This window comes from Enterococcus sp. 3H8_DIV0648 (assembly GCF_002140655.1).
GTDB lineage: Bacteria > Bacillota > Bacilli > Lactobacillales > Enterococcaceae > Enterococcus_A > Enterococcus_A hulanensis.
This window is the reverse complement of sequence record NZ_NGLG01000002.1, coordinates 1,287,251-1,304,951: the sequence shown is the minus strand read 5'-3', so window position 1 is coordinate 1,304,951 and position 17,701 is coordinate 1,287,251. Positions and strand designations below refer to the sequence as shown.

Annotated in this window: 20 protein-coding genes; 5 read left to right on the top strand and 15 right to left on the bottom strand. The window is 40.8% G+C overall.

Features of this window, described 5'->3' with window-relative positions; translation table 11 throughout:
* Nucleotides 1-173: 173 nt before the first annotated feature.
* Entirely contained in the window at nt 174-1,661 is a 1,488-nt protein-coding gene (locus tag A5875_RS22380) for an ABC transporter permease (protein ID WP_088935760.1), read from the bottom strand.
* A 160-nt stretch (nt 1,662-1,821) separates the two neighbouring features.
* On the opposite strand from A5875_RS22380, the gene A5875_RS22375 reads away from it, so the two are divergent.
* Both A5875_RS22375 and A5875_RS22370 read left to right on the top strand, forming a co-directional pair.
* Nucleotides 1,822-2,496 carry a response regulator transcription factor gene (locus tag A5875_RS22375; protein ID WP_088935759.1) on the top strand — a complete coding sequence of 225 codons (675 nt, stop codon included), beginning with the start codon at nt 1,822-1,824 and terminating at the stop codon, nt 2,494-2,496.
* A 4-nt stretch (nt 2,497-2,500) separates the two neighbouring features.
* On the top strand, nt 2,501-3,820 hold the full coding sequence (locus tag A5875_RS22370; RefSeq protein WP_088935758.1) for a sensor histidine kinase: 1,320 nt from the start codon (nt 2,501-2,503) through the stop codon (nt 3,818-3,820).
* Between the two features lie 40 nt (nt 3,821-3,860).
* On the opposite strand, the gene A5875_RS22365 is transcribed toward A5875_RS22370, so the two are convergent.
* Both A5875_RS22365 and A5875_RS22360 read right to left on the bottom strand, forming a co-directional pair.
* The gene (locus A5875_RS22365) at nt 3,861-4,718 is read right to left on the bottom strand and encodes an aminoglycoside 6-adenylyltransferase (RefSeq protein ID WP_088935757.1); all 858 of its coding nucleotides are present in this window, start codon (nt 4,716-4,718) and stop codon (nt 3,861-3,863) included.
* A gap of 52 nt (nt 4,719-4,770) precedes the next feature.
* Nucleotides 4,771-5,544, bottom strand: coding sequence for a Cof-type HAD-IIB family hydrolase (locus A5875_RS22360; protein ID WP_088935756.1), 774 nt, complete (start codon nt 5,542-5,544; stop codon nt 4,771-4,773).
* Between the two features lie 243 nt (nt 5,545-5,787).
* Here A5875_RS22360 and thyA point away from each other — a divergent pair, with 243 nt between their 5' ends.
* Entirely contained in the window at nt 5,788-6,663 is an 876-nt protein-coding gene (thyA, locus tag A5875_RS22355; RefSeq protein ID WP_088935755.1) for a thymidylate synthase, read from the top strand.
* Nucleotides 6,664-6,919: 256 nt separating this feature from the next.
* Here thyA and A5875_RS22350 read toward each other — a convergent pair whose 3' ends face one another.
* The 9 genes from A5875_RS22350 to gnd are packed head-to-tail and all read right to left on the bottom strand — an operon-like array spanning nt 6,920 to nt 13,703.
* Nucleotides 6,920-7,825 (bottom strand): hypothetical protein, encoded by a 906-nt coding sequence (locus A5875_RS22350; protein WP_088935754.1) that lies wholly within the window; start codon nt 7,823-7,825, stop codon nt 6,920-6,922.
* Between the two features lie 15 nt (nt 7,826-7,840).
* Nucleotides 7,841-8,500, bottom strand: coding sequence for an HAD family hydrolase (locus A5875_RS22345; protein ID WP_088935753.1), 660 nt, complete (start codon nt 8,498-8,500; stop codon nt 7,841-7,843).
* Nucleotides 8,481-9,134, bottom strand: coding sequence for a bifunctional 2-keto-4-hydroxyglutarate aldolase/2-keto-3-deoxy-6-phosphogluconate aldolase (locus A5875_RS22340; protein ID WP_088935752.1), 654 nt, complete (start codon nt 9,132-9,134; stop codon nt 8,481-8,483). Before A5875_RS22340 ends, A5875_RS22345 begins: the two co-directional genes overlap by 20 nt.
* Nucleotides 9,127-10,071: a phosphoglycerate dehydrogenase gene (locus A5875_RS22335; RefSeq protein WP_088935751.1), complete on the bottom strand. Its 945-nt coding sequence runs from the start codon at nt 10,069-10,071 to the stop codon at nt 9,127-9,129. The genes A5875_RS22340 and A5875_RS22335 overlap by 8 nt, the downstream gene beginning before the upstream one ends.
* Nucleotides 10,072-10,518: a PTS sugar transporter subunit IIA gene (locus A5875_RS22330; RefSeq protein WP_088935750.1), complete on the bottom strand. Its 447-nt coding sequence runs from the start codon at nt 10,516-10,518 to the stop codon at nt 10,072-10,074.
* A 14-nt stretch (nt 10,519-10,532) separates the two neighbouring features.
* Complete coding sequence (locus tag A5875_RS22325; protein WP_088935749.1) at nt 10,533-11,027, bottom strand: PTS system mannose/fructose/N-acetylgalactosamine-transporter subunit IIB; 495 nt, start codon at nt 11,025-11,027, stop codon at nt 10,533-10,535.
* 22 nt (nt 11,028-11,049) lie between these two features.
* The gene (locus A5875_RS22320; RefSeq protein WP_088935748.1) at nt 11,050-11,910 is read right to left on the bottom strand and encodes a PTS system mannose/fructose/sorbose family transporter subunit IID; all 861 of its coding nucleotides are present in this window, start codon (nt 11,908-11,910) and stop codon (nt 11,050-11,052) included.
* A gap of 20 nt (nt 11,911-11,930) precedes the next feature.
* Nucleotides 11,931-12,773 carry a PTS mannose/fructose/sorbose/N-acetylgalactosamine transporter subunit IIC gene (locus A5875_RS22315; RefSeq protein ID WP_088935747.1) on the bottom strand — a complete coding sequence of 281 codons (843 nt, stop codon included), beginning with the start codon at nt 12,771-12,773 and terminating at the stop codon, nt 11,931-11,933.
* 15 nt (nt 12,774-12,788) lie between these two features.
* A complete protein-coding gene (gene gnd, locus A5875_RS22310) occupies nt 12,789-13,703 on the bottom strand; it encodes a phosphogluconate dehydrogenase (NAD(+)-dependent, decarboxylating) (RefSeq protein ID WP_422851525.1) in 915 nt (304 codons plus the stop codon).
* Nucleotides 13,704-13,834: 131 nt separating this feature from the next.
* Between gnd and A5875_RS22305 the strand changes: the two genes are divergently transcribed.
* On the top strand, nt 13,835-14,683 hold the full coding sequence (locus tag A5875_RS22305) for a MurR/RpiR family transcriptional regulator (protein WP_088935745.1): 849 nt from the start codon (nt 13,835-13,837) through the stop codon (nt 14,681-14,683).
* Between the two features lie 138 nt (nt 14,684-14,821).
* On the opposite strand, the gene A5875_RS22300 is transcribed toward A5875_RS22305, so the two are convergent.
* The 3 genes from A5875_RS22300 to A5875_RS23945 all read right to left on the bottom strand — a co-directional run bounded on the left by A5875_RS22300 (nt 14,822) and on the right by A5875_RS23945 (nt 16,170).
* Nucleotides 14,822-15,274, bottom strand: coding sequence for a C39 family peptidase (locus A5875_RS22300; protein ID WP_422851524.1), 453 nt, complete (start codon nt 15,272-15,274; stop codon nt 14,822-14,824).
* A gap of 207 nt (nt 15,275-15,481) precedes the next feature.
* Entirely contained in the window at nt 15,482-15,901 is a 420-nt protein-coding gene (locus A5875_RS22295; RefSeq protein ID WP_088935744.1) for a DUF6680 family protein, read from the bottom strand.
* Between the two features lie 98 nt (nt 15,902-15,999).
* Nucleotides 16,000-16,170 (bottom strand): hypothetical protein, encoded by a 171-nt coding sequence (locus A5875_RS23945; protein WP_176244729.1) that lies wholly within the window; start codon nt 16,168-16,170, stop codon nt 16,000-16,002.
* 391 nt (nt 16,171-16,561) lie between these two features.
* Here A5875_RS23945 and A5875_RS22290 point away from each other — a divergent pair, with 391 nt between their 5' ends.
* Complete coding sequence (locus tag A5875_RS22290; RefSeq protein WP_088935743.1) at nt 16,562-17,218, top strand: CPBP family intramembrane glutamic endopeptidase; 657 nt, start codon at nt 16,562-16,564, stop codon at nt 17,216-17,218.
* Nucleotides 17,219-17,701: the final 483 nt, after the last annotated feature.

Genomic DNA, 17,701 nt, shown 5'->3' with positions numbered 1-17,701 from the left:
CTGACATCCTTCTTCATATTAATGTATTTATTTTTCCAAAAACCGAGAAAAATAAGTTCGATTTTCATGCCGTATATCATCCAACTATGCGCTCGGCTTTTTGATTTACTTAACTTGTGCTTTGGTTCTTCGATTCAAATGAACTGGGAAAAGTTGGTCTGACATCCCTTCATTTACGAAATCAAGATTTTCTTCGGATTCAATCGCAGGATTCCCGCTGAAGATAGAACGATCGAGAATAAACTGATGCCTAATCCGATACCTGCTAAACTGAGAATTTCCATTGGCTTCACAGAGATGTTCAGCTCTTGGATTTCCTCTGTTTGAGTAAATGGATTGCTGGTCATTTGTCTGCCGCCAGGTCCGCCGTTTCCGCCGCCAGGCGCTTGACCTTGTCCCGGTCCGCCATTACCTGCGGCATCCGCTTGCCCTTCCGCATTTTGCGTCGTGGTTGTTTGTTGGCTCAATAACTGATTTCCCACAGCATTTCCGACAATATTTCCGCTGGCTGCGGCGATCCCTAATGCAAAGATCATGCAGACAAAAATTTCAACGAAAAACTGCGAAATGACTTTGACCCGTGATTCGCCTAATGAAAGCAAGACGCCGATCTCGTATTTCCGTTCACGGATCGACAGCATAATGATCAGCGTCAAAATAATCACGCCGGCCGCCGCTACTAAAAGCACGATGTTTTTCGCGAAGCTTGAAACATTGTTTAACGGCTGCAGCATTTGCTGATACATTTGGTCGTTAGTCTCTAAACTAAAAGTATCTGTATCGATTAATTTATTGGCCTGCTTAACGAAGCTTTCCATGTCTTTTGGATCATCTAAGTTATAAACCGCTGAATCGATGGTTTTGCCATCTGAACCTGTCAAAGTATTGACCATTGTATAAGAAGAAAAGATCGTATTGGCTGGATTCATAAAGTTGAACCGAGCCCCCATGCTGTCGCCGGAATCACTGGTTTTATAGATTCCTTTGATCGTCACTTCAACGTCTTTATCGTCTGTGTCCTTGATTTTGAATGTATCACCGACACTTAGCTCATTAGCCTCTGCCAAGCTTTGTTCGATCAGTACATTATTTGTTCCCTCATCTTCAGAAGTGATCGCCTTTCCTTCCACCAGACTGGCCGTGCCAGAAGAAAAATCGCTGTAAGAGCTGCTTTGAGAAACGCCTTTGATTTGGAAATCACCTTGGCTCATGCCGCCTGGTGCCCCTTGTCCGCCAAAACCAGCTGCCTGCTCATCAGAAGAAGTTTCCTCTTCACTGTCGCTTGAGATGGGTGTGATTCCAGAGCTCTTATCGGCTGAGGTGCTTGCTTCAAATGAATAGGATTTAACATTTGAAAGCTTGGCGATTTTTTCCGCATCACTCAAATTAACTGGTGTGCGTTCAAAGCTGCCTGGATCAGGTCTTGTTTCTTCTTCCGTATCTGAATCAGATTTCTGGCCAAACATCGCCTCCCGATTCGTTGATAAGGTGACGGTTGCCCCGACACTCTTTTTCGCATTCGTTGTCGCCAGCTCGGCGCCGCTGCGGATCGTCAACCCCGCTAAAACAAAAATTAAGATAGCTGAAAAAACGGCGATCATAATGATGCTGCGTCCTTTCTTGGCCCAAAGGCTTTGTGTAGCCCGTTTGATGTAATTCATACTGCTTCCTCCTCTAGTTGCTTCGTCATCCTTCATGTGACTGCTTGTAGAATAGTCAAGCTGGCTTAACTTAAACTTAAGCGCGGCAAAAAAAGTTTTAAGGTTGATTTAGGAAAGCATGGTACACTGGAAGCGGAATAAGGATAGGAGGAATAAATCCATGATCAACTTATTAATCGTAGAAGATGAAGTAACTCTTTCAAATAATATAAAAGAAATTTTGGCCGACCTCGGCGAAATCACACAGGTCTATGATGGCGAAGAAGGCTTGTTTGAAGCAGAAAGCGGGATGTATGACCTGATCTTGCTGGATCTGATGCTGCCGGAGAAAAATGGCTATGAAGTCTTAGCGGAGCTGCGGGAAAAAAATATCCAAACACCCGTATTGATCTTAACCGCCAAAGATGCGTTAGAAGATAAAGTCACCGGTTTCCAAAAAGGAGCCGATGATTATTTGACGAAGCCTTTTTATCGCGAAGAACTGATTCTGCGGGTCAAAGCTTTATTGAAGCGTTCGTTGGGATTATTTGCTGAAAATCAATTAGTCTATAAAACGATCACCTGCAACCTCGCGACTAAGGAGGCCGCCTTCGACGATCAGATCCTGCCGATTCAAGGAAAGGAATTTGATCTTTTGGTCTACTTCATCCAAAATAAAGGCGTGATCTTGACGAAGGAACAGATTTTCGACCGCATTTGGGGCTTTGATTCTGATACGACGATCACCGTCGTGGAGGTCTACATGAGTCATTTACGAAAACATTTGAAGCCGGCAGGTATCGACCAGCTATTTAAAACACTGCGCAACGTCGGCTATATCTTACAAAAGGATTGACGCTATGAATACCGAAATATCAAGAAAACAACGTTTAAAATTTTTCTTCATCAATGTCGCCGCCTTCGCGGGGATTTTCCTTCTGCTAGGCTTTATCACCTTGCAGCTATTGCAAAGCTCGGCCTATCGACAAACGGATTATTCTTTAGAAAAAATGGCGAAAAATGACCGAGTGATCGAAATGGAGATTACTCGTTATCGACAAGACGACCCCTTTTTATCGCAAATGCCGGATGATAAGCGAATAGAAAAAGGCCCCGATGGCAACAGCCATTTTTATACCCAGATCATTTTGTGGTCAATGGATGGCGAAATCCTGAACAAAGAAGTTTTAGGCGGACGCTTCACCGAGCTGGAGAAATTGACTTTAGACAAAAATCAATTAAATAGTATTCAGTCCTTGAGCTTAGAAAACTCGGCTGACTCTACCCAAAAACTGGCCTTTCACTCCTATACGATCAAGGCCGAGCAAGAGGACGACGGTGTTGCTTACATCCAATTTTTAGCCAGCACCAATCAAATCGCTGATTCGATGAAAACTTTTGAGATGACCTTGATTCTTTGTATGGTGGTCTTTTGGCTGATTTCAATCGGGATCAGTTTCTATATTTCCAAAATGAATATGCGCCCTATCATGAATGCTTGGCGCAAGCAGCAGGAATTTGTCGAAAATGCATCTCACGAATTGCGTACACCGTTAACGATTATTCAAAATAGTCTGCAGCAACTATTCACCCGACCGGATCACACGATTTTAGAAGAATCCGAACCAATCGCCCAAGCACTAAATGAGACGCGGCGAATGAATAGCTTGACTGAAGACTTGCTTACCTTAGCTCGCAGTGACTCCAACCAGCTGCTTTTGCACAAGGAAGCGGTGGAACCAAAAATCTTTATCAAGCAGTTAGCTCAACCCTTCCAAGAAATCGCCGAAATGAACGACAAACAGTTCGTGCTGGAAAACTACGCGGATCAACCCATGATGATCGACGAGAAACGCATCCACCAAGTTCTGGTGATCCTGTTGGATAATGCATTAAAATATACCGAAGCTAAAGAAAAAATCATTCTGCAATCCGAAATATCCAATGACAATTGGCTGATCGAGGTCAAAAACAACGGACCATCCATCAGTGACGAAGACAAGAGACACATCTTCGAACGCTTCTACCGCGAAGACCGCTCCCGCTCCAAGGAAACTGGCGGCTACGGTCTCGGCCTTGCCATCGCTAAACAAATCATCACTCAACATAAAGGCAAGCTGACAGTACGTGATTGGGACCCAAGAGGCGTTGTGTTCCAGATTCGTTTGCCGATGAAATAAAACAATCCCTTGAGCAAAAAACTCAAGGGATTGTTTTATTTCATTCAATTTTTCCGTGCGCTTCGATCCACTGCTTTACCTCAGCCACTAGCGCTTCAGGATAAGTATACTGATAATGATCCGCTAGTTTACGCGACATCAGTTCATACAAATCAATTGTTTCCTGCAAAGCTCTCCAGCTGTCTGCCGCATCGAATCTTCCAAACACACCATTCAATCGAGTGAAAATATCGTCATCCACCCATTCATAGATGAAACGCCCGGCATGCCACGTATCAAGTTCTTCACCATGTTCCAGCTTCTCATACCATTCGACCGTTTGCAGAAGGACCTGCTTGCATTCAACATCCCGCAGTTTGACCGTCCACAACTCATTACGCAGGATCTGTTTTGCTAAATAAATCGCTAAGAACCAAAACATGTTTACGGTGAAGTCAAAGCTCTCCTTAGTAATCGCTGATGAACTAGACCGTTCAAATTGTTCAGGAATAAGCCGCTGAGCATTTCCAGTCTTATCAAGCAGCACTCTGGCCCCGCGTAGAAACCAACCGAGCGGAACACCTTTGTCCGATTGCGTCTGAAAAGCGGTTAACGAATCAATCACAAAATCAACCTGATAGCCACCTTCAAACAATGCCAGCCACTCTAATCCGCCGCCACCGTTTTGAAACGGAATCGCAGTATTCAACTTACCGAAATTCTCGATCCAGCTGTTTGATTCAAGATAGCGTTTCGGATCATCTACATACATCTGAATATCCAAATCAGAATACTCATCCGCCCCATGGTCTAGCCTAGCTCTCGAACCAGCTACATAAGCGACATGAACATCCGCTTGTTCTTGTCCCCAATTAATGAAGCGCTGCTCAATTTGCTGGTAAAATTTATCACTACTCACAAAACAACCCCCTCTTTACTTAAAACTTATTCATCATTGATACGCTTAAAAATCAAATCCAGCCAAACTTGCGACAGGCATTATAGATCCCGTCATCAACATTTCGATCGGTCACATAATCCGCCTTTGCCTTCAATTCATCCACCGCATTTCCCATCGCAATGCTGGTCCAAGCTTTATCAAACATTACCAGATCATTCACGTCGTCACCAAAGACTACGACATCCTTTTGCGGTCTGCCAAAATAATCCAAAACATCCAAGATACCCTGCTTCTTATTATCGTGCTGGCACATAATATATTCAGGCACAAACCGCAGCTTCGCAAAGCTCTTCGGCTCAGGGATCAAATGATCCTGCTCCTTAGACAACGCCAAATAAAACTTATAAATATTCTCCGCTTCAGCGACATTAAATGCCGGATCAATGAAATATTCCGTCGGCTCCTGTCTCGGTCCAACCTGTTCTCTAAACAAATCATTCTGAGCATAGACCTTCTCCGAATCATCAAGTGCGACCAACACACCGATCCCTTTTTCCTCAGCCTGCCGAATAACCGCTACCGCCTCTTCTTTATCCAGCGGCGTATTTTTCACTAATTTATTTTCGATCACGACACCCATGCCGCCTGAACAAACCATATTTTCCAGGCCAAGCTCATCCAACAGGTTGCGACATTTGTAATGCGCACGCCCTGTTGCGATCGAAACAAAGTGTCCGTTCTCCTGCAAAAGCTCCAACGCCCGCTTCGCACTAGGCACAATCTCCCTTGTCTTCCGATCTGTCAGCGTTCCATCAATATCAAAGAAAAAAAGCTTTTTCTCCATTTTCCACCCGCTCCTTCAATTTCATCACACTCGTGACTTATTGTATCATACCCGGGAGGATGGGAAATCTGCTTGACTGCACAATTGAAAATTAAAAAATCAATGTGAACGCTTCGTTTTCCAAGCCAAAAACACTATCCATAAAGCCTCCTTCCTCTTTTGAGTAATTAAGAGAATTTTTAATCCACGAATCCATCGGAATATGTTAAACTCAGACAAAAGCATAAAAAGAGGAGAATTCTTGTGACTGAATATACTGGCTTCGACAAAATTTATCGCGACATCGTCATGGATATCATTGAAAACGGCACGGATCAAGACCCTGCTTTAGTTCGGGCAAAATACGCAGACGGCAGCCCTGCCCCCACTCGTTTTATTCAAGGCGTCAACTTTAAAATCACACCAGCCGACGGTATCCCGATTTTGAAATCAAAGCGCGTGTTCCAAAAAACACCTTTGATCGAATTGGAATGGATCTGGCAAGAATTGTCCAACGACGTAACGTGGCTGCAAGATCATAAATGTAAAGTTTGGAACGAATGGGCCGACGAAAACAATACGATCGGTAAAGCGTACGGCTACCAATTGGCAAAAAAATGCCGCAAGCTGCCGGATCACGAAGAAAAACTAAACCAAGTCGAATATGTCTTGCATCAACTAGAAAACAATCCCGGCTCACGCCGCATCATGACTAGTCTGTGGGACGTGGACGATTTAGACGATATGACCTTGGAACCCTGTGTTTGGGCAACTAACTGGAAGGTTAACAATGGCGTACTTGACCTCCACGTTAAGCAACGTTCAGCCGACATGGCACTAGGGCAGCCGTTCAACACCTACCAATACGCAGTACTGCATCGCTTGATCGCTGATCAACTAGGCTTCGAACTCGGCACAATGCACTGGTGTATCGATGATGCCCACGTCTACGACCGCCATATCGATGCCTTAAAGGAACAATTGTCGCAACCAGTGCCAGACAGCGAACCAACATTGGTCTTACCAGATAAATACGACGAAAATGGTAAAGAGCGCTCGTTCTTTGAACGACGGTTATCTGATGTGAAGCTGGAGGGCTATGAAAATAATGGCGTGTTCAAATATGAGATAGCGGAATAACTAAAATTTGAACTAAACTTCAAATTTCACTAAAAACAATCGATTTTTGAAGTCAACTTCATTTTTGAATACTTTAGAAAACAACAAGAGCAGTAAACGATTTTTGACAATCGTTTACTGCTCTTTTTACCTATTAACTAATCCCAATCGCTCGGCCATCCCACTCCTTAGTAAAGTCAGTGATCGACACCCAAGCCATCGCGCCACGATCGTAGGTTTTGTTTGGACCGTCTGAACCTGCTTTCACAGAGGATTTTTAAATAATTAGTTGTTTTAGTTCCTTAGTAACAAGTGCTATTTGTTGTTCATCCAATTCAACATCCTTTTTTGTATCTGCTTGATTTAAATTCACTGATACGCCATCGTATTCACCCGAAGTCAGCAAAATATCTCCTAAACGTTGTAAAGACGACGGCAAAGCATGAATTTCTCCAGAATTGACAGCTATTTTTTTATCAGTAAACCATTGAAGTGTTCCTCGATTACCTACGCCATCTAGGAAGACAATCTTTGTTTTTGGTTTTTTGAAGTATACCTTCAGCATCTGTACACCATAATCTGAATACGTTCCACCATCGACAAAAGCAAAGGCAACTTTTTTTCGTTTTTGTTTCGGCAGCGTATTAGCTAAATTGAAAAGAGTCAAAATGCTCGAAGTATTTCGAATCATGTTTACCCGATTTGGAATTCCGCTTCTCAAATAGCTGATCAGGTAATAGAAAAGAAACATCAAAAGAGCCGTTAGTAACGTCCAGAGACTGAACCAGCCATTTACTTGAATCTGAGGAAAAAGTAAAAAATACAAGATGCTGCCAAATGAAATGGTCGCGATCAATAAAAACAAAAGATTCAATCGCAATACGCTAGAATTATTTTTCATTTGAAAAGCGCTTGGCTGATAGAGTCCATACGATTTTACGGGTGTATCATAGTAAGTCGTATAAACGATATCTGCATCGTTCAGATCTCCCGCGTACAAATTATAAAATTTTCTCTTTTCATTTTTGAATAGATGAACCTCAGACGCGGTTGTATCTACAGAATAGCCCATCGCAGCAAATTCTTTCTGAGCGGACTGCAAAAACTTCGTCCGCTCCTTCAAAGAATGTCGTTTACCTAAAATAATGCCATAACGTAATAACCAATCTTTTGTTTCTACCATTTTTTTCACCTCATTCTATTGAAAAAGATCACGAACAATCTGCAGGTCCTTCCCAACCTTTAAGACATTGCTTGGAATATTCTCTTGATCGAAATAAAAATTCGAATCTGGAATTAATAGTGCTGATAGACCAGCACCTGCGGCCGCTTGAGCCCCGGTGATAGAGTCCTCTATCGCGATTGCTTCCTCAGCATCGATTTTTGAACGTTTTAATACTTCCAAATAAACATCAGGTGCGGGTTTCAACTGGTCAACATCGCTGCCAAAAACAGGATAATCTATGTCGTTTAATAGACCCAGTTTTTCTAGAACACGTCCAGCCTTCTCTTCCATAGTAGAGGTCGCTAAACCAACAATAGCATACTCTTTCGTCTGCTCTAATATTTCTTTTGCATAAGGCTTTGTTAAGACTCGCCCTTCCTCTAACTCCTGATAAAAATATTGCTCCCGACTTTCTCGAATCTGACGGGTCCGTTCAGGATCTTGGGTCAGTTGATTCAACTCCTGCATGGACTCATACATTCCCTTACCGACCCAGCCGGCAATCATATCATCGGGAACTGTTAATCGATGCTCCTTGACCGCATGATGCCAGCCCTTGTAATAAACTTTTTCAGTATCTACTAAAAGCCCGTCCATATCAAAGATAATGAGCTTAAGCTGTTTTTTCTCCATAGTTTTTCACCGCTTCGACAAATTTCTTAGCCACCTCAGTCACTTGTTTAAAATCGCCCGTTTGTGCGCCTTTCGTCAAAACACTGCCGGCTCCCACTGCGATCGCCCCGTTATCAAGCCATTGATGAATATTTTCTACACTCACTCCGCCTGTAGGCATAAAATCTGCTTGAGGCAATGGTCCTTTGAATGCTTTGATAGCAGAAGGGCCAAAGGTATCACCAGGAAATAGTTTAATTACAGGTGCGCCGTATTTCAGACATTCCAGCATATCTGTCACAGTCGTCGCTCCAGGGAAAACAGGGATACGATAACTGTTGCACAATTTCATGATCTCTTTGTCAAAATGCGGACACACGACAAACTGTGCGCCAGCTGAAATTGCCATTCGTGCAGTCACTATATCTAAACAAGTCCCTGCACCAATCACTACTTCTTCCTCTTCACGATATTTTTCTGCTAACTTAGCAATAATATTCTGCGCATTAGGAATTGTAAAAGTAATTTCCAAAAAATTTACCCCGCCTGCCAACACCGCGTCAACCGTTTTCAAAACCTCTTCTTCATTTTTTCCGCGAATAACTGCAACGACCTTCTCTTGTCTCAATTTCATTAACATCCCTGTACTATCCATTTTTTTCTTGTCCTCCTAAGTCTGCAATAATATTTCTTGAAGCCATCATACTCATCATCTCAGTTGCACCAATAGTCGAAGCAGCGGTGTGGCTGCCGATCACCACATTTTCCAAATCCAACAATTTCGAATCTTGTGCAGGTTCTTCTTCAAAAACATCTACGCCTGCACCATAAATTTTTCCCGCCCTCAGTAAGTCATACAAAGCATCTTCGTCTACGATGCCACCTCGAGCTGTATTTATAATAATCAGATTTTCTTTCGCATAACGTAGATTCTCTCGATTGAAGAGATGCTTCGTTTCTTCTGTCAACGGCATATGGATACTAATGAAATCACATTCCTTAATAATCGTGTCGATATCAGCAAAATGAATCTGGTTTTCTCGAAGATAATCATCATCACGATAAATATCGTAACCATAGACTTCCATCTCAAATCCCTGAGCCCTTCTTACAACACCGCGGCCAATTGCGCCTAAACCGACAACGCCAATCTTTTTCCCATATACATCGAGTGCCACTGTCTTTTCCCAATTTCCATCTTTGGCTTCGTTATTAATTTCTACCACACGCCGTGCAACAGACATCAATAGCGCAAAGGAATAATCAGCAACCGCATTTGAATTCGCGCTAACCGTCTTTGAAACCTTGATCTGCTTTTTATTTGCACAAGCAAGGTCAATGTTATCTAAGCCAACGCCGTATTTCGCGATTGCTTTCAACTTTTTTGCCTTAGATAACACTTTTTCATTGACTGGATCGACACCGACAATCAATCCATCCTTATCCTCCAAACATTCCATCATCTGCTCTTCTGTCATGATTTGTCCAAAGGGATTAAATTCGATTTCAATCCCCTTCTCAGCAAATAACTCTATGATTTCTTCCCGGTTGTATTTCCCAAATGACCGGGGTGTTACTAACACTTTAGTCATCTAGTAGTCACCATCCTCATCATCTTCTACATGGCTAGTCAATAAATCGGATACAGGCTCTTGAATACCATCTTTCCCACTGCGCAGTCCCATTTGGACTAACTCATCTAAAGTCAGCACTTCTCTCATTGCCAGCACTTCCATGATCATTGGTAAATTCATCCCAGTTAACACACGTATTTCAATTCCTTCATTCTGTAATGCCTGAAAAGAAAACATGGTAGCGTTATAAGGAGAGGCACCAAAAAGATCTACATAGACTACGACACCTTTTCCATCATTTAACTGCCAAATTTTTTCGTTGACCTCTTTTTTAAACGCTTCAAAGTCCTGACCCGCCACAAGTGAGGCAGTATCTAGTGCTTTTGTTTCACCCATGATCAATTCAATGCTGTCCTTTATTCCTTCAGCCATCTTTCCGTGACTGATTAACAATACACCTACCATGATTAACCCCATCCTTATTTAAATTCTTTTTCCGCATCGGCCAATGATACTTTTTTTGAGGATGGAGTCGCTTGGAAATAAACTTCCACCCCATAGTTGTCTCGTAAATCTTTTAAAATCTCAAGTTGCTCTTTATTAATCGAAACCTCTTTGATGATTGGTGTTAATTCAGGCTTCTGTGGAATGCCGCCCAAATTCAATTCCTTAATAGGAACTCCCGCCTTGATAATATCCGCCATGACTTCAATCGTTTTAGTCAATAAGATGACATTATAATTATCGTATTGGCGATCATTCCAATAGCGAACAGCCCCGTCTTCTTTTAATACCCGAACCTTCATACCTGTTCGTGAGCCTGCCCCTAAAATAATATTTTTCGTAAATTCATCATGTGCAGTCGGGTTGTCCGCTACAAAAATAGCATTGGCACCTGCCGACTTGGACAAACTTGTCATGACTTGACCATGAATCAAACGAGCATCTACCCGTGCAATCACTACTTTTCCCATTTATACTTCCTCCGATTCCTATTTATAAAATGCCAAATGCGGCTAAAATACCTAAAATTACTGTCAATCCAATCAATGCGCGAGTAACATTCAAGCCTTTCTTAGTAAAGAAGGCGTAAACGCCGCCAACAACGACTAACGGCAAGATGCCTGGCATCACATTATTCAAGATGTCTTGAATAACAAACTCTTTTCCTGAAAGTGTAAACGCCAACGATGAAGATACTTTTACATAATTAGCGGCTAAGATACCCATCATGAACAAACCAAGAATTGATAGACCATCAATGATCCCCTGCATCTTCGTTCCGACCATTTCAGAAGCAGCCGTCCGTCCCAGCTTGAATCCAAGCTGCGCAAAGTAATATCCAATCAACAACTGATAAAGTGAGAAGCAAACGAATGGGAAAATCGCTCCGATCGCATTGCCGTCTTGTGCCCAAGGAAGTGCAATCGCGATAAAAATGTATTGAATAGTCCCTGAATCAATGGAGTCTCCAATTCCAGCTAACGCACCCATCAGGCCTGATTTCGTATTGTAAATCAAATCATCATCAATCGTGATCGGCGCTTTCATGTAGACTTCTTGCGCTCTTGCGGATTCTAATGAGGCAACGATCCCAGTAATTACGCCGCCACCCCAAGAAATTTGCGTATTGAAGAATAACAAATGCCTTTGGAAAGCTTCAGATAAATCTTGTTTATCTTTGTACAGTTTTTTGAGGATCGGCATCAATGCCCATAATAATGATGGTGCAATATACTTATCAAAAGAATGGGGAATTTCATTGGCAAAGTAGAAACGTAACCACGCGAGCCCAACATCCTTTTTTGTGACCTTTTCCGGTTCTAAATTTACACTTGTTTGAGAAAGTTCATTCATTTTCCATTTTCCTCCTTCGGTTAATAATCGTCATCATCTTCGTCATAGTCAGTTGAATCAACAGAGCTTCCGCCACCTGAAGATTGCAGAGCGCTTAATGATTCACTTTTAGCTAAGACGTAAATGAAGGCAATAATAGCACCTATAATTGCATAAGTAACCATCGTGATATCGGCTTCCATCGTTTTAAAAATCACTGCTACAAAATACGCTAGCAAGAAGAAGGCAATATAATTTTTCTTACCAATAACATATACGGTTACTGCAATCCCGATAGCCGCTAATCCGCCGCCGATCACCTCTAACACATGAAAAATGATGCTTCCGGAGTTGGATTGTACGACATCTGCGATAACTGGCGCTCCGAAGTATAAGGCAATAAACATAAATGGAACGAAAATGATAAATGAAACTAGGATCGGTATCCAGATAATCGATACGGTCAACATCTTGTCATTTGCCTCTTTTGCATATTTTTCCGCAAATTTCTGCATGATAAAGGTATTGATAAAGAAGCGGAATTGATAAAGATAAGAGCCTAAAAGTCCTACAGGTACAGCGACTCCGATCGCGGCTTCTGGTTTCATACCACCGAGTAAAGCTACTGGCACTGCGATTCCCGCGGCAATCGCAGGTTCAGAAGGCATTTGACCACCCGGAGAAAATACCCCCATGTAAATCAGCTGAATAGCTGCCGTAATCAACATTGCCTCTTTCACTTGACCAAAAACAATCCCTACTACTAATCCCGTCATCAGTGGTGTAAAACGTAATGTTGTTGTAGCTCCACCAAGTAGCGAACGAGACATAACTAATGCGATCCAAATCGCAATCGCCAATGCTTGAAATACTGTTACTTCCATTATTTAACCCTCCAATTATTCTTTTACTGTGTGTCCGCCGAATCCTTTACGTAAAGATGCAACGACTTTTCCTGTAAACGTGTCTTCTTCTAACGAACGATACCGCATCATCAATGAAGTTGTGATTACAGGAATGGATACCTGTAATTCCAGTGCCTCTTCGACTGTCCAGCGCCCTTCGCCTGATGAATACATGACCCCTTTAATTTTTTCTAACTCAGGATCTTCTCTAAAAGCCTCCGCGGCAAGCTCCATCAACCACGATCGGACAACTGAACCGCTATTCCAAAGTTCCGCGACTTTTTGATTATCGTAATCAAAGGCGCTCCTATGCAAAAGATCAAATCCTTCCCCAATCGCTTGCATCATCCCGTATTCGATACCATTATGAATCATCTTTAGATAATGCCCACTACCAGATTCACCTGTATAAAGATACCCTCCTTCTTCAGAAATCATTGAAAATATTGGTGTTAGCTCTTCAAATGCTTCTCGATCTCCTCCAATCATAAAATTTCCGCCATTTCGGGCGCCGTTCATCCCACCAGAAGTCCCACAATCAAAAAAGAAAATTCCTTGTTTCGATAATTGCTGAGAATGTTCAATTGAGTCCTTATAGTGAGAATTTCCGCCATCGACGACTATGTCTCCAGTTGAAAGTAAGGCTGCAACTTGGCTTATCGTCTGCTTTGTGATCTCTCCAGAAGGAACCATCACCCAAATAATTTTCTTTTCAGGCAGCCTATCCACCAAATCCTGCAACCCCGTCGCAATACCAACCCCATGTTTTTTTGCGACATTCATAGATTCTTGATTTAGGTCATAACCGATGACTTTGATACCCTGTGATACCATATTCAGAGCCAAATTCATTCCCATTTTTCCTAAACCAATTAAGCCAATTTCCATCGTTCTATCCTCCTTAGCTATCTGATTACGCTTTCATTTTATGTAAATAATTTCCTTAAGTCAATACCTAACTTGTAAATTATTTCCAAAAACCTTTTTTTTTAGTCTTCAAGGTGGTAAGATAAGGATAGAAAAAATTATGGAGGACTACTATGGAACTGAAATTTGTCGGTCTATTAAACAGTCACTACGAAGATTTGAGTAAGTCTGAAAAAAAAGTGGCGGATTACCTAATTGAAAACAGTGACACTGCTAGTTTTCTTTCAATCAATGATGTAGCAGAAAAGTCAGGAACCTCCATCGCGACCATCTCACGCTTAAGTAAGAAATTGGGATTTCGCAATTATCAGGAATTACGGTTGCTTCTGAATAGTTCACAAAAGCCGGAGGATGATTTCTTTTCTGTATACAAAGTGGACAAAGAGGATTCTCTAGTAAATATTGCTGAAACAGCATTCAATACAGGAATCCATTCATTGGCCTCAACCAAAGCTGTCTTAAATAATCAAGATTTGGAAGATACGATCAAATTGTTAGGAAAATCTAAAAAATGTGGATTATTTGGTTTAGGAGGTTCCTATGTTGTTTTGTTAAATGCGTATCATCGCTTTATTCGGACATCGCTTAATTGTATGTTGTCCCAAGATTTTCATATGCAATTAATGGACGCAGCCAATATGACCAGTGAAGAATGTGCATTGGTTGTCTCCCATACAGGAAAAAATACGGATATTTTACGCATTGTCAAACTATTAAAGAAAAATAATGTACCGATTATTTCTATTACTAGTAACGCGTCGTCACCGCTTGCAAATCAAAGTGATATTACACTGATCTCTATTTCTGATGAGACGAAATACCGACCTGAAGCTGTTTCCTCTCTTGTTTCGCAACTCACGCTCATCGATAGTTTATTTATGGGGTATGCCTTAAAGGTCGACGATAATCCTGAGTACTTTACACGGACTAGAGAAACTATTAATGACACTCGTTTACTGTAACTAAAGAAATCCATGAATAATCTAACTGGATATATGTAAATTGGAAACTTCGATTCTTGTCCACTCAAAAAAGCTGTCAAAATTAACGAGCATCACTCGTTATTTTGACAGCTTATTATTCTAATTCCTTCTTACCTATTAACTAATCCCAATCACTCGGCCATCCCACTCCTTAGTAAAGTCGGTGATCGATACCCAAGCCATCGCGCCACGATCGTAGGTTTTATTTGGACCGCCTGATACAGCCTTCGCGCTTGAGCTATAGTACAACGGATCGTACACTAAGAACTTATTGTCCTTGTATCCAGCAATGACCTTGCAGTGATTGCGGATCGTATTGGCTTGATAAGAAGAATAGCCATAATATAAAACAGGATTACCATTGATGATCCGATCAACGATGTTTTGTGTGCTGACATTGCTGATATTTGAGACATTGCTAGACCATTTCTTCGCATAATTCGCCAATGAGCCCGGTGTGATAACCCAGCCGAATCCAGCGCCGGTATAAACATTGCCCTTTTGTCCGCCCTTGTCAAATGTTCGCGATACTGGTGCAATTGGTTGGGCACCACCTAGCGTGAACCTCATCTATTCTTCAAAACTCCTTTATCTGATGTAAGACTAAAATGTCCATCAAAAAAAATGATTAGTTTATATAGCACGTTTATTTATCGGGACTAAGTAGAGCAAAATCCTTCTATAAACATTTGGAAATAAAAGTGCCAGTTAATATGCATAATCTTATCACTGTGATTTTTGGAGTTTAAACCTATGATTGGTTTCAAGTTATTGAAATTAGCCATTAAAAACTTTATTTAAAAAAGACTCATCTATATTTTGATCAATGCCTAAATCTTCAAACATCGCTGAATAAATAGCAATTAATTTTTCGTTTGCAATAGAAGCATCACTGTTGGTATTTGATAAATAATCATACATTTTCTTAGTAGCTTCAATGACTTTTTTAGAGTCATAAAAAGTAGCAGTGACACCGTTCATAGCTGCTGAGTATTCTTTTGAACGAACATCATAACGATAGCTTATCATCTGTACCAGAACATCGTATTTCTTCTTCCACAGATCATAATCTCTATTTTGTTTCTCAATTTTTTCCTGAAAAATCTGATTCTGCTGGTTCAACTTTTTTGAATACCAAAGGGATATCCCAACACCTAATAGTCCTAACAAACCTCCTAGAATACCATCAATCGACATAGACATGCCCCTCCCATCTAGATTAATCATTCAAGTATAGCATACTTACTTTCTTATATTTCGTAGCTTTTTTTACTCATCGAATCATAAAAGAGTGCTCACAATTGAACACTCTTCCTAACAAACCTGTCATTCTTCACAAACGGCAAGACATCCTCCGTCAACTGATCAAAATTCAGCTGGTTGACTTCTTCTATCTGCTGGATCATTTCCTTTGGAAGCTCAGGATTCATATACAAAGTTAACGAAGCTACTTGAAATTTAATCAATCATCTTTTTTCTTTCTCCTTGGAGAAATTATTATTAGTGTGGCTATGATTGCTACAACTACTTGAATTAAGTTACCCACGATAAAACAGTCCCCCGTTCTATTTTAAATTCATGACTCTAAAAAAATAGATTATCACATACTATTCTCTAATAATTATAATACAGCATTCAATTTTTAGGGTACAACATCTTTAAGCCTATCTGCTAAATTAACTGACCATAACCAAACTGCACATCTCTCCCTGAAATACCTAAGTCAATACAATTAATCGCTAATGCAGAGTTCATTTCATCGGTGATTAACAATTCACCATATTTAATGGTATCCTTATTTAAAGGAAAATTTTACAAATTTGAAAAGAAACGAACGATATTAGGGGGAAATTTATTTTGAAGGTCATTAAAAATTTTTTCATTGTCCTAGCTCTATTTATTTTAAGTCAAATAAGCATGACTGTTTTTAGTATTGTTCAAATTAGTATCACCAAGCCATTATCTGTTTTGGGTCTATCAGCTATGATTTTGATGGTGGTCGCTAATATTGCCATACTTTTATGGCTCGCGAAAAAACTGAAGCTGATTGAATTTAATACTGCTTGGCTCACAAAGAAAAATATATTGATCATCCTCGGCTCAACAGTGCTGTTGCGAATCATAGCGATTGGCGGCACGCTGCTCATTCAGCAGCTTAATGGAACACAGACCAGTGATAACGATGCTGCGTTAAGCGTAATGTTTAACAATGTGAATCCTCTGCTGCTTTTTCTAATAATCGCTATCTCAGCACCGATTATGGAGGAAATTGTTTTTCGTGCCGGAATCATTAAACTGCTTTGTGGGAAACTACCAATACTAGGCGTAGTATTAAGCAGCATCTGTTTCGGATTTCTTCATATGGCAACAGATATTCCTAACTTCGTTCTATATGCGTCGATGGGATTAGTCTTCGCATTGGCTTATTACAAAACGGGAAGACTGGAAGTTTCAATTATGGTTCATTTTTTCAATAATGCTATAGGCGCGATCGCAATGATTTTGATGCAGTAATTTTGGGCAGCTATGAGCTGTCTTTTTTGTTCTTCTGCGAAGGATTTTGACAAGAAAGTAGGATCAATAAACAGCAGGCAACATGAGAGTATTAAAAGAAATCGAATGTAGTGAACAAGCGCAATAGATCCTACCATTAGTGATAATCTCCATAAGCTGACGAGCATTTCACCGTCTTCTATTGCTTCTCGTACAAATAGGTCTTCACTGTTACCAAGCCCTCCTAGTTTATATGCCCTTCTTATCCTGTTTGAAGCAGAACTTAGTGTAGAGAAAAGAACCAAGTATCCTAGTTTACGTGGAGCAATACAACTTAAGTCTTATTGAATAAGAAAAAATTGAATGCTATCATCGCTTTATATATATTAAATTACATTTGGATTAAGCATTGACTAATCGTTTTTTCTAAAACACTTTTTTTGGTAAAGCTTATTTCATAAATAAGAAAAGCTTCGATTTCGATCGGTTGACTATCATGACTTG

What these genes read in the sequence shown, in the direction of transcription:
- A5875_RS22380 (WP_088935760.1), bottom strand. Translation starts at nt 1,661, where the DNA reads ATGAATTACATCAAACGGGCTACACAAAGCCTTTGGGCCAAGAAAGGA.
- A5875_RS22375 (WP_088935759.1), top strand. Translation starts at nt 1,822, where the DNA reads ATGATCAACTTATTAATCGTAGAAGATGAAGTAACTCTTTCAAATAAT.
- A5875_RS22370 (WP_088935758.1), top strand. Translation starts at nt 2,501, where the DNA reads ATGAATACCGAAATATCAAGAAAACAACGTTTAAAATTTTTCTTCATC.
- A5875_RS22360 (WP_088935756.1), bottom strand. Translation starts at nt 5,544, where the DNA reads ATGGAGAAAAAGCTTTTTTTCTTTGATATTGATGGAACGCTGACAGAT.
- A5875_RS22350 (WP_088935754.1), bottom strand. Translation starts at nt 7,825, where the DNA reads ATGGTAGAAACAAAAGATTGGTTATTACGTTATGGCATTATTTTAGGT.
- A5875_RS22345 (WP_088935753.1), bottom strand. Translation starts at nt 8,500, where the DNA reads ATGGAGAAAAAACAGCTTAAGCTCATTATCTTTGATATGGACGGGCTT.
- A5875_RS22340 (WP_088935752.1), bottom strand. Translation starts at nt 9,134, where the DNA reads ATGGATAGTACAGGGATGTTAATGAAATTGAGACAAGAGAAGGTCGTT.
- A5875_RS22335 (WP_088935751.1), bottom strand. Translation starts at nt 10,071, where the DNA reads ATGACTAAAGTGTTAGTAACACCCCGGTCATTTGGGAAATACAACCGG.
- A5875_RS22330 (WP_088935750.1), bottom strand. Translation starts at nt 10,518, where the DNA reads ATGGTAGGTGTATTGTTAATCAGTCACGGAAAGATGGCTGAAGGAATA.
- A5875_RS22325 (WP_088935749.1), bottom strand. Translation starts at nt 11,027, where the DNA reads ATGGGAAAAGTAGTGATTGCACGGGTAGATGCTCGTTTGATTCATGGT.
- A5875_RS22320 (WP_088935748.1), bottom strand. Translation starts at nt 11,910, where the DNA reads ATGAATGAACTTTCTCAAACAAGTGTAAATTTAGAACCGGAAAAGGTC.
- A5875_RS22315 (WP_088935747.1), bottom strand. Translation starts at nt 12,773, where the DNA reads ATGGAAGTAACAGTATTTCAAGCATTGGCGATTGCGATTTGGATCGCA.
- A5875_RS22305 (WP_088935745.1), top strand. Translation starts at nt 13,835, where the DNA reads ATGGAACTGAAATTTGTCGGTCTATTAAACAGTCACTACGAAGATTTG.
- A5875_RS22300 (WP_422851524.1), bottom strand. Translation starts at nt 15,274, where the DNA reads ATGAGGTTCACGCTAGGTGGTGCCCAACCAATTGCACCAGTATCGCGA.
- A5875_RS22295 (WP_088935744.1), bottom strand. Translation starts at nt 15,901, where the DNA reads ATGTCGATTGATGGTATTCTAGGAGGTTTGTTAGGACTATTAGGTGTT.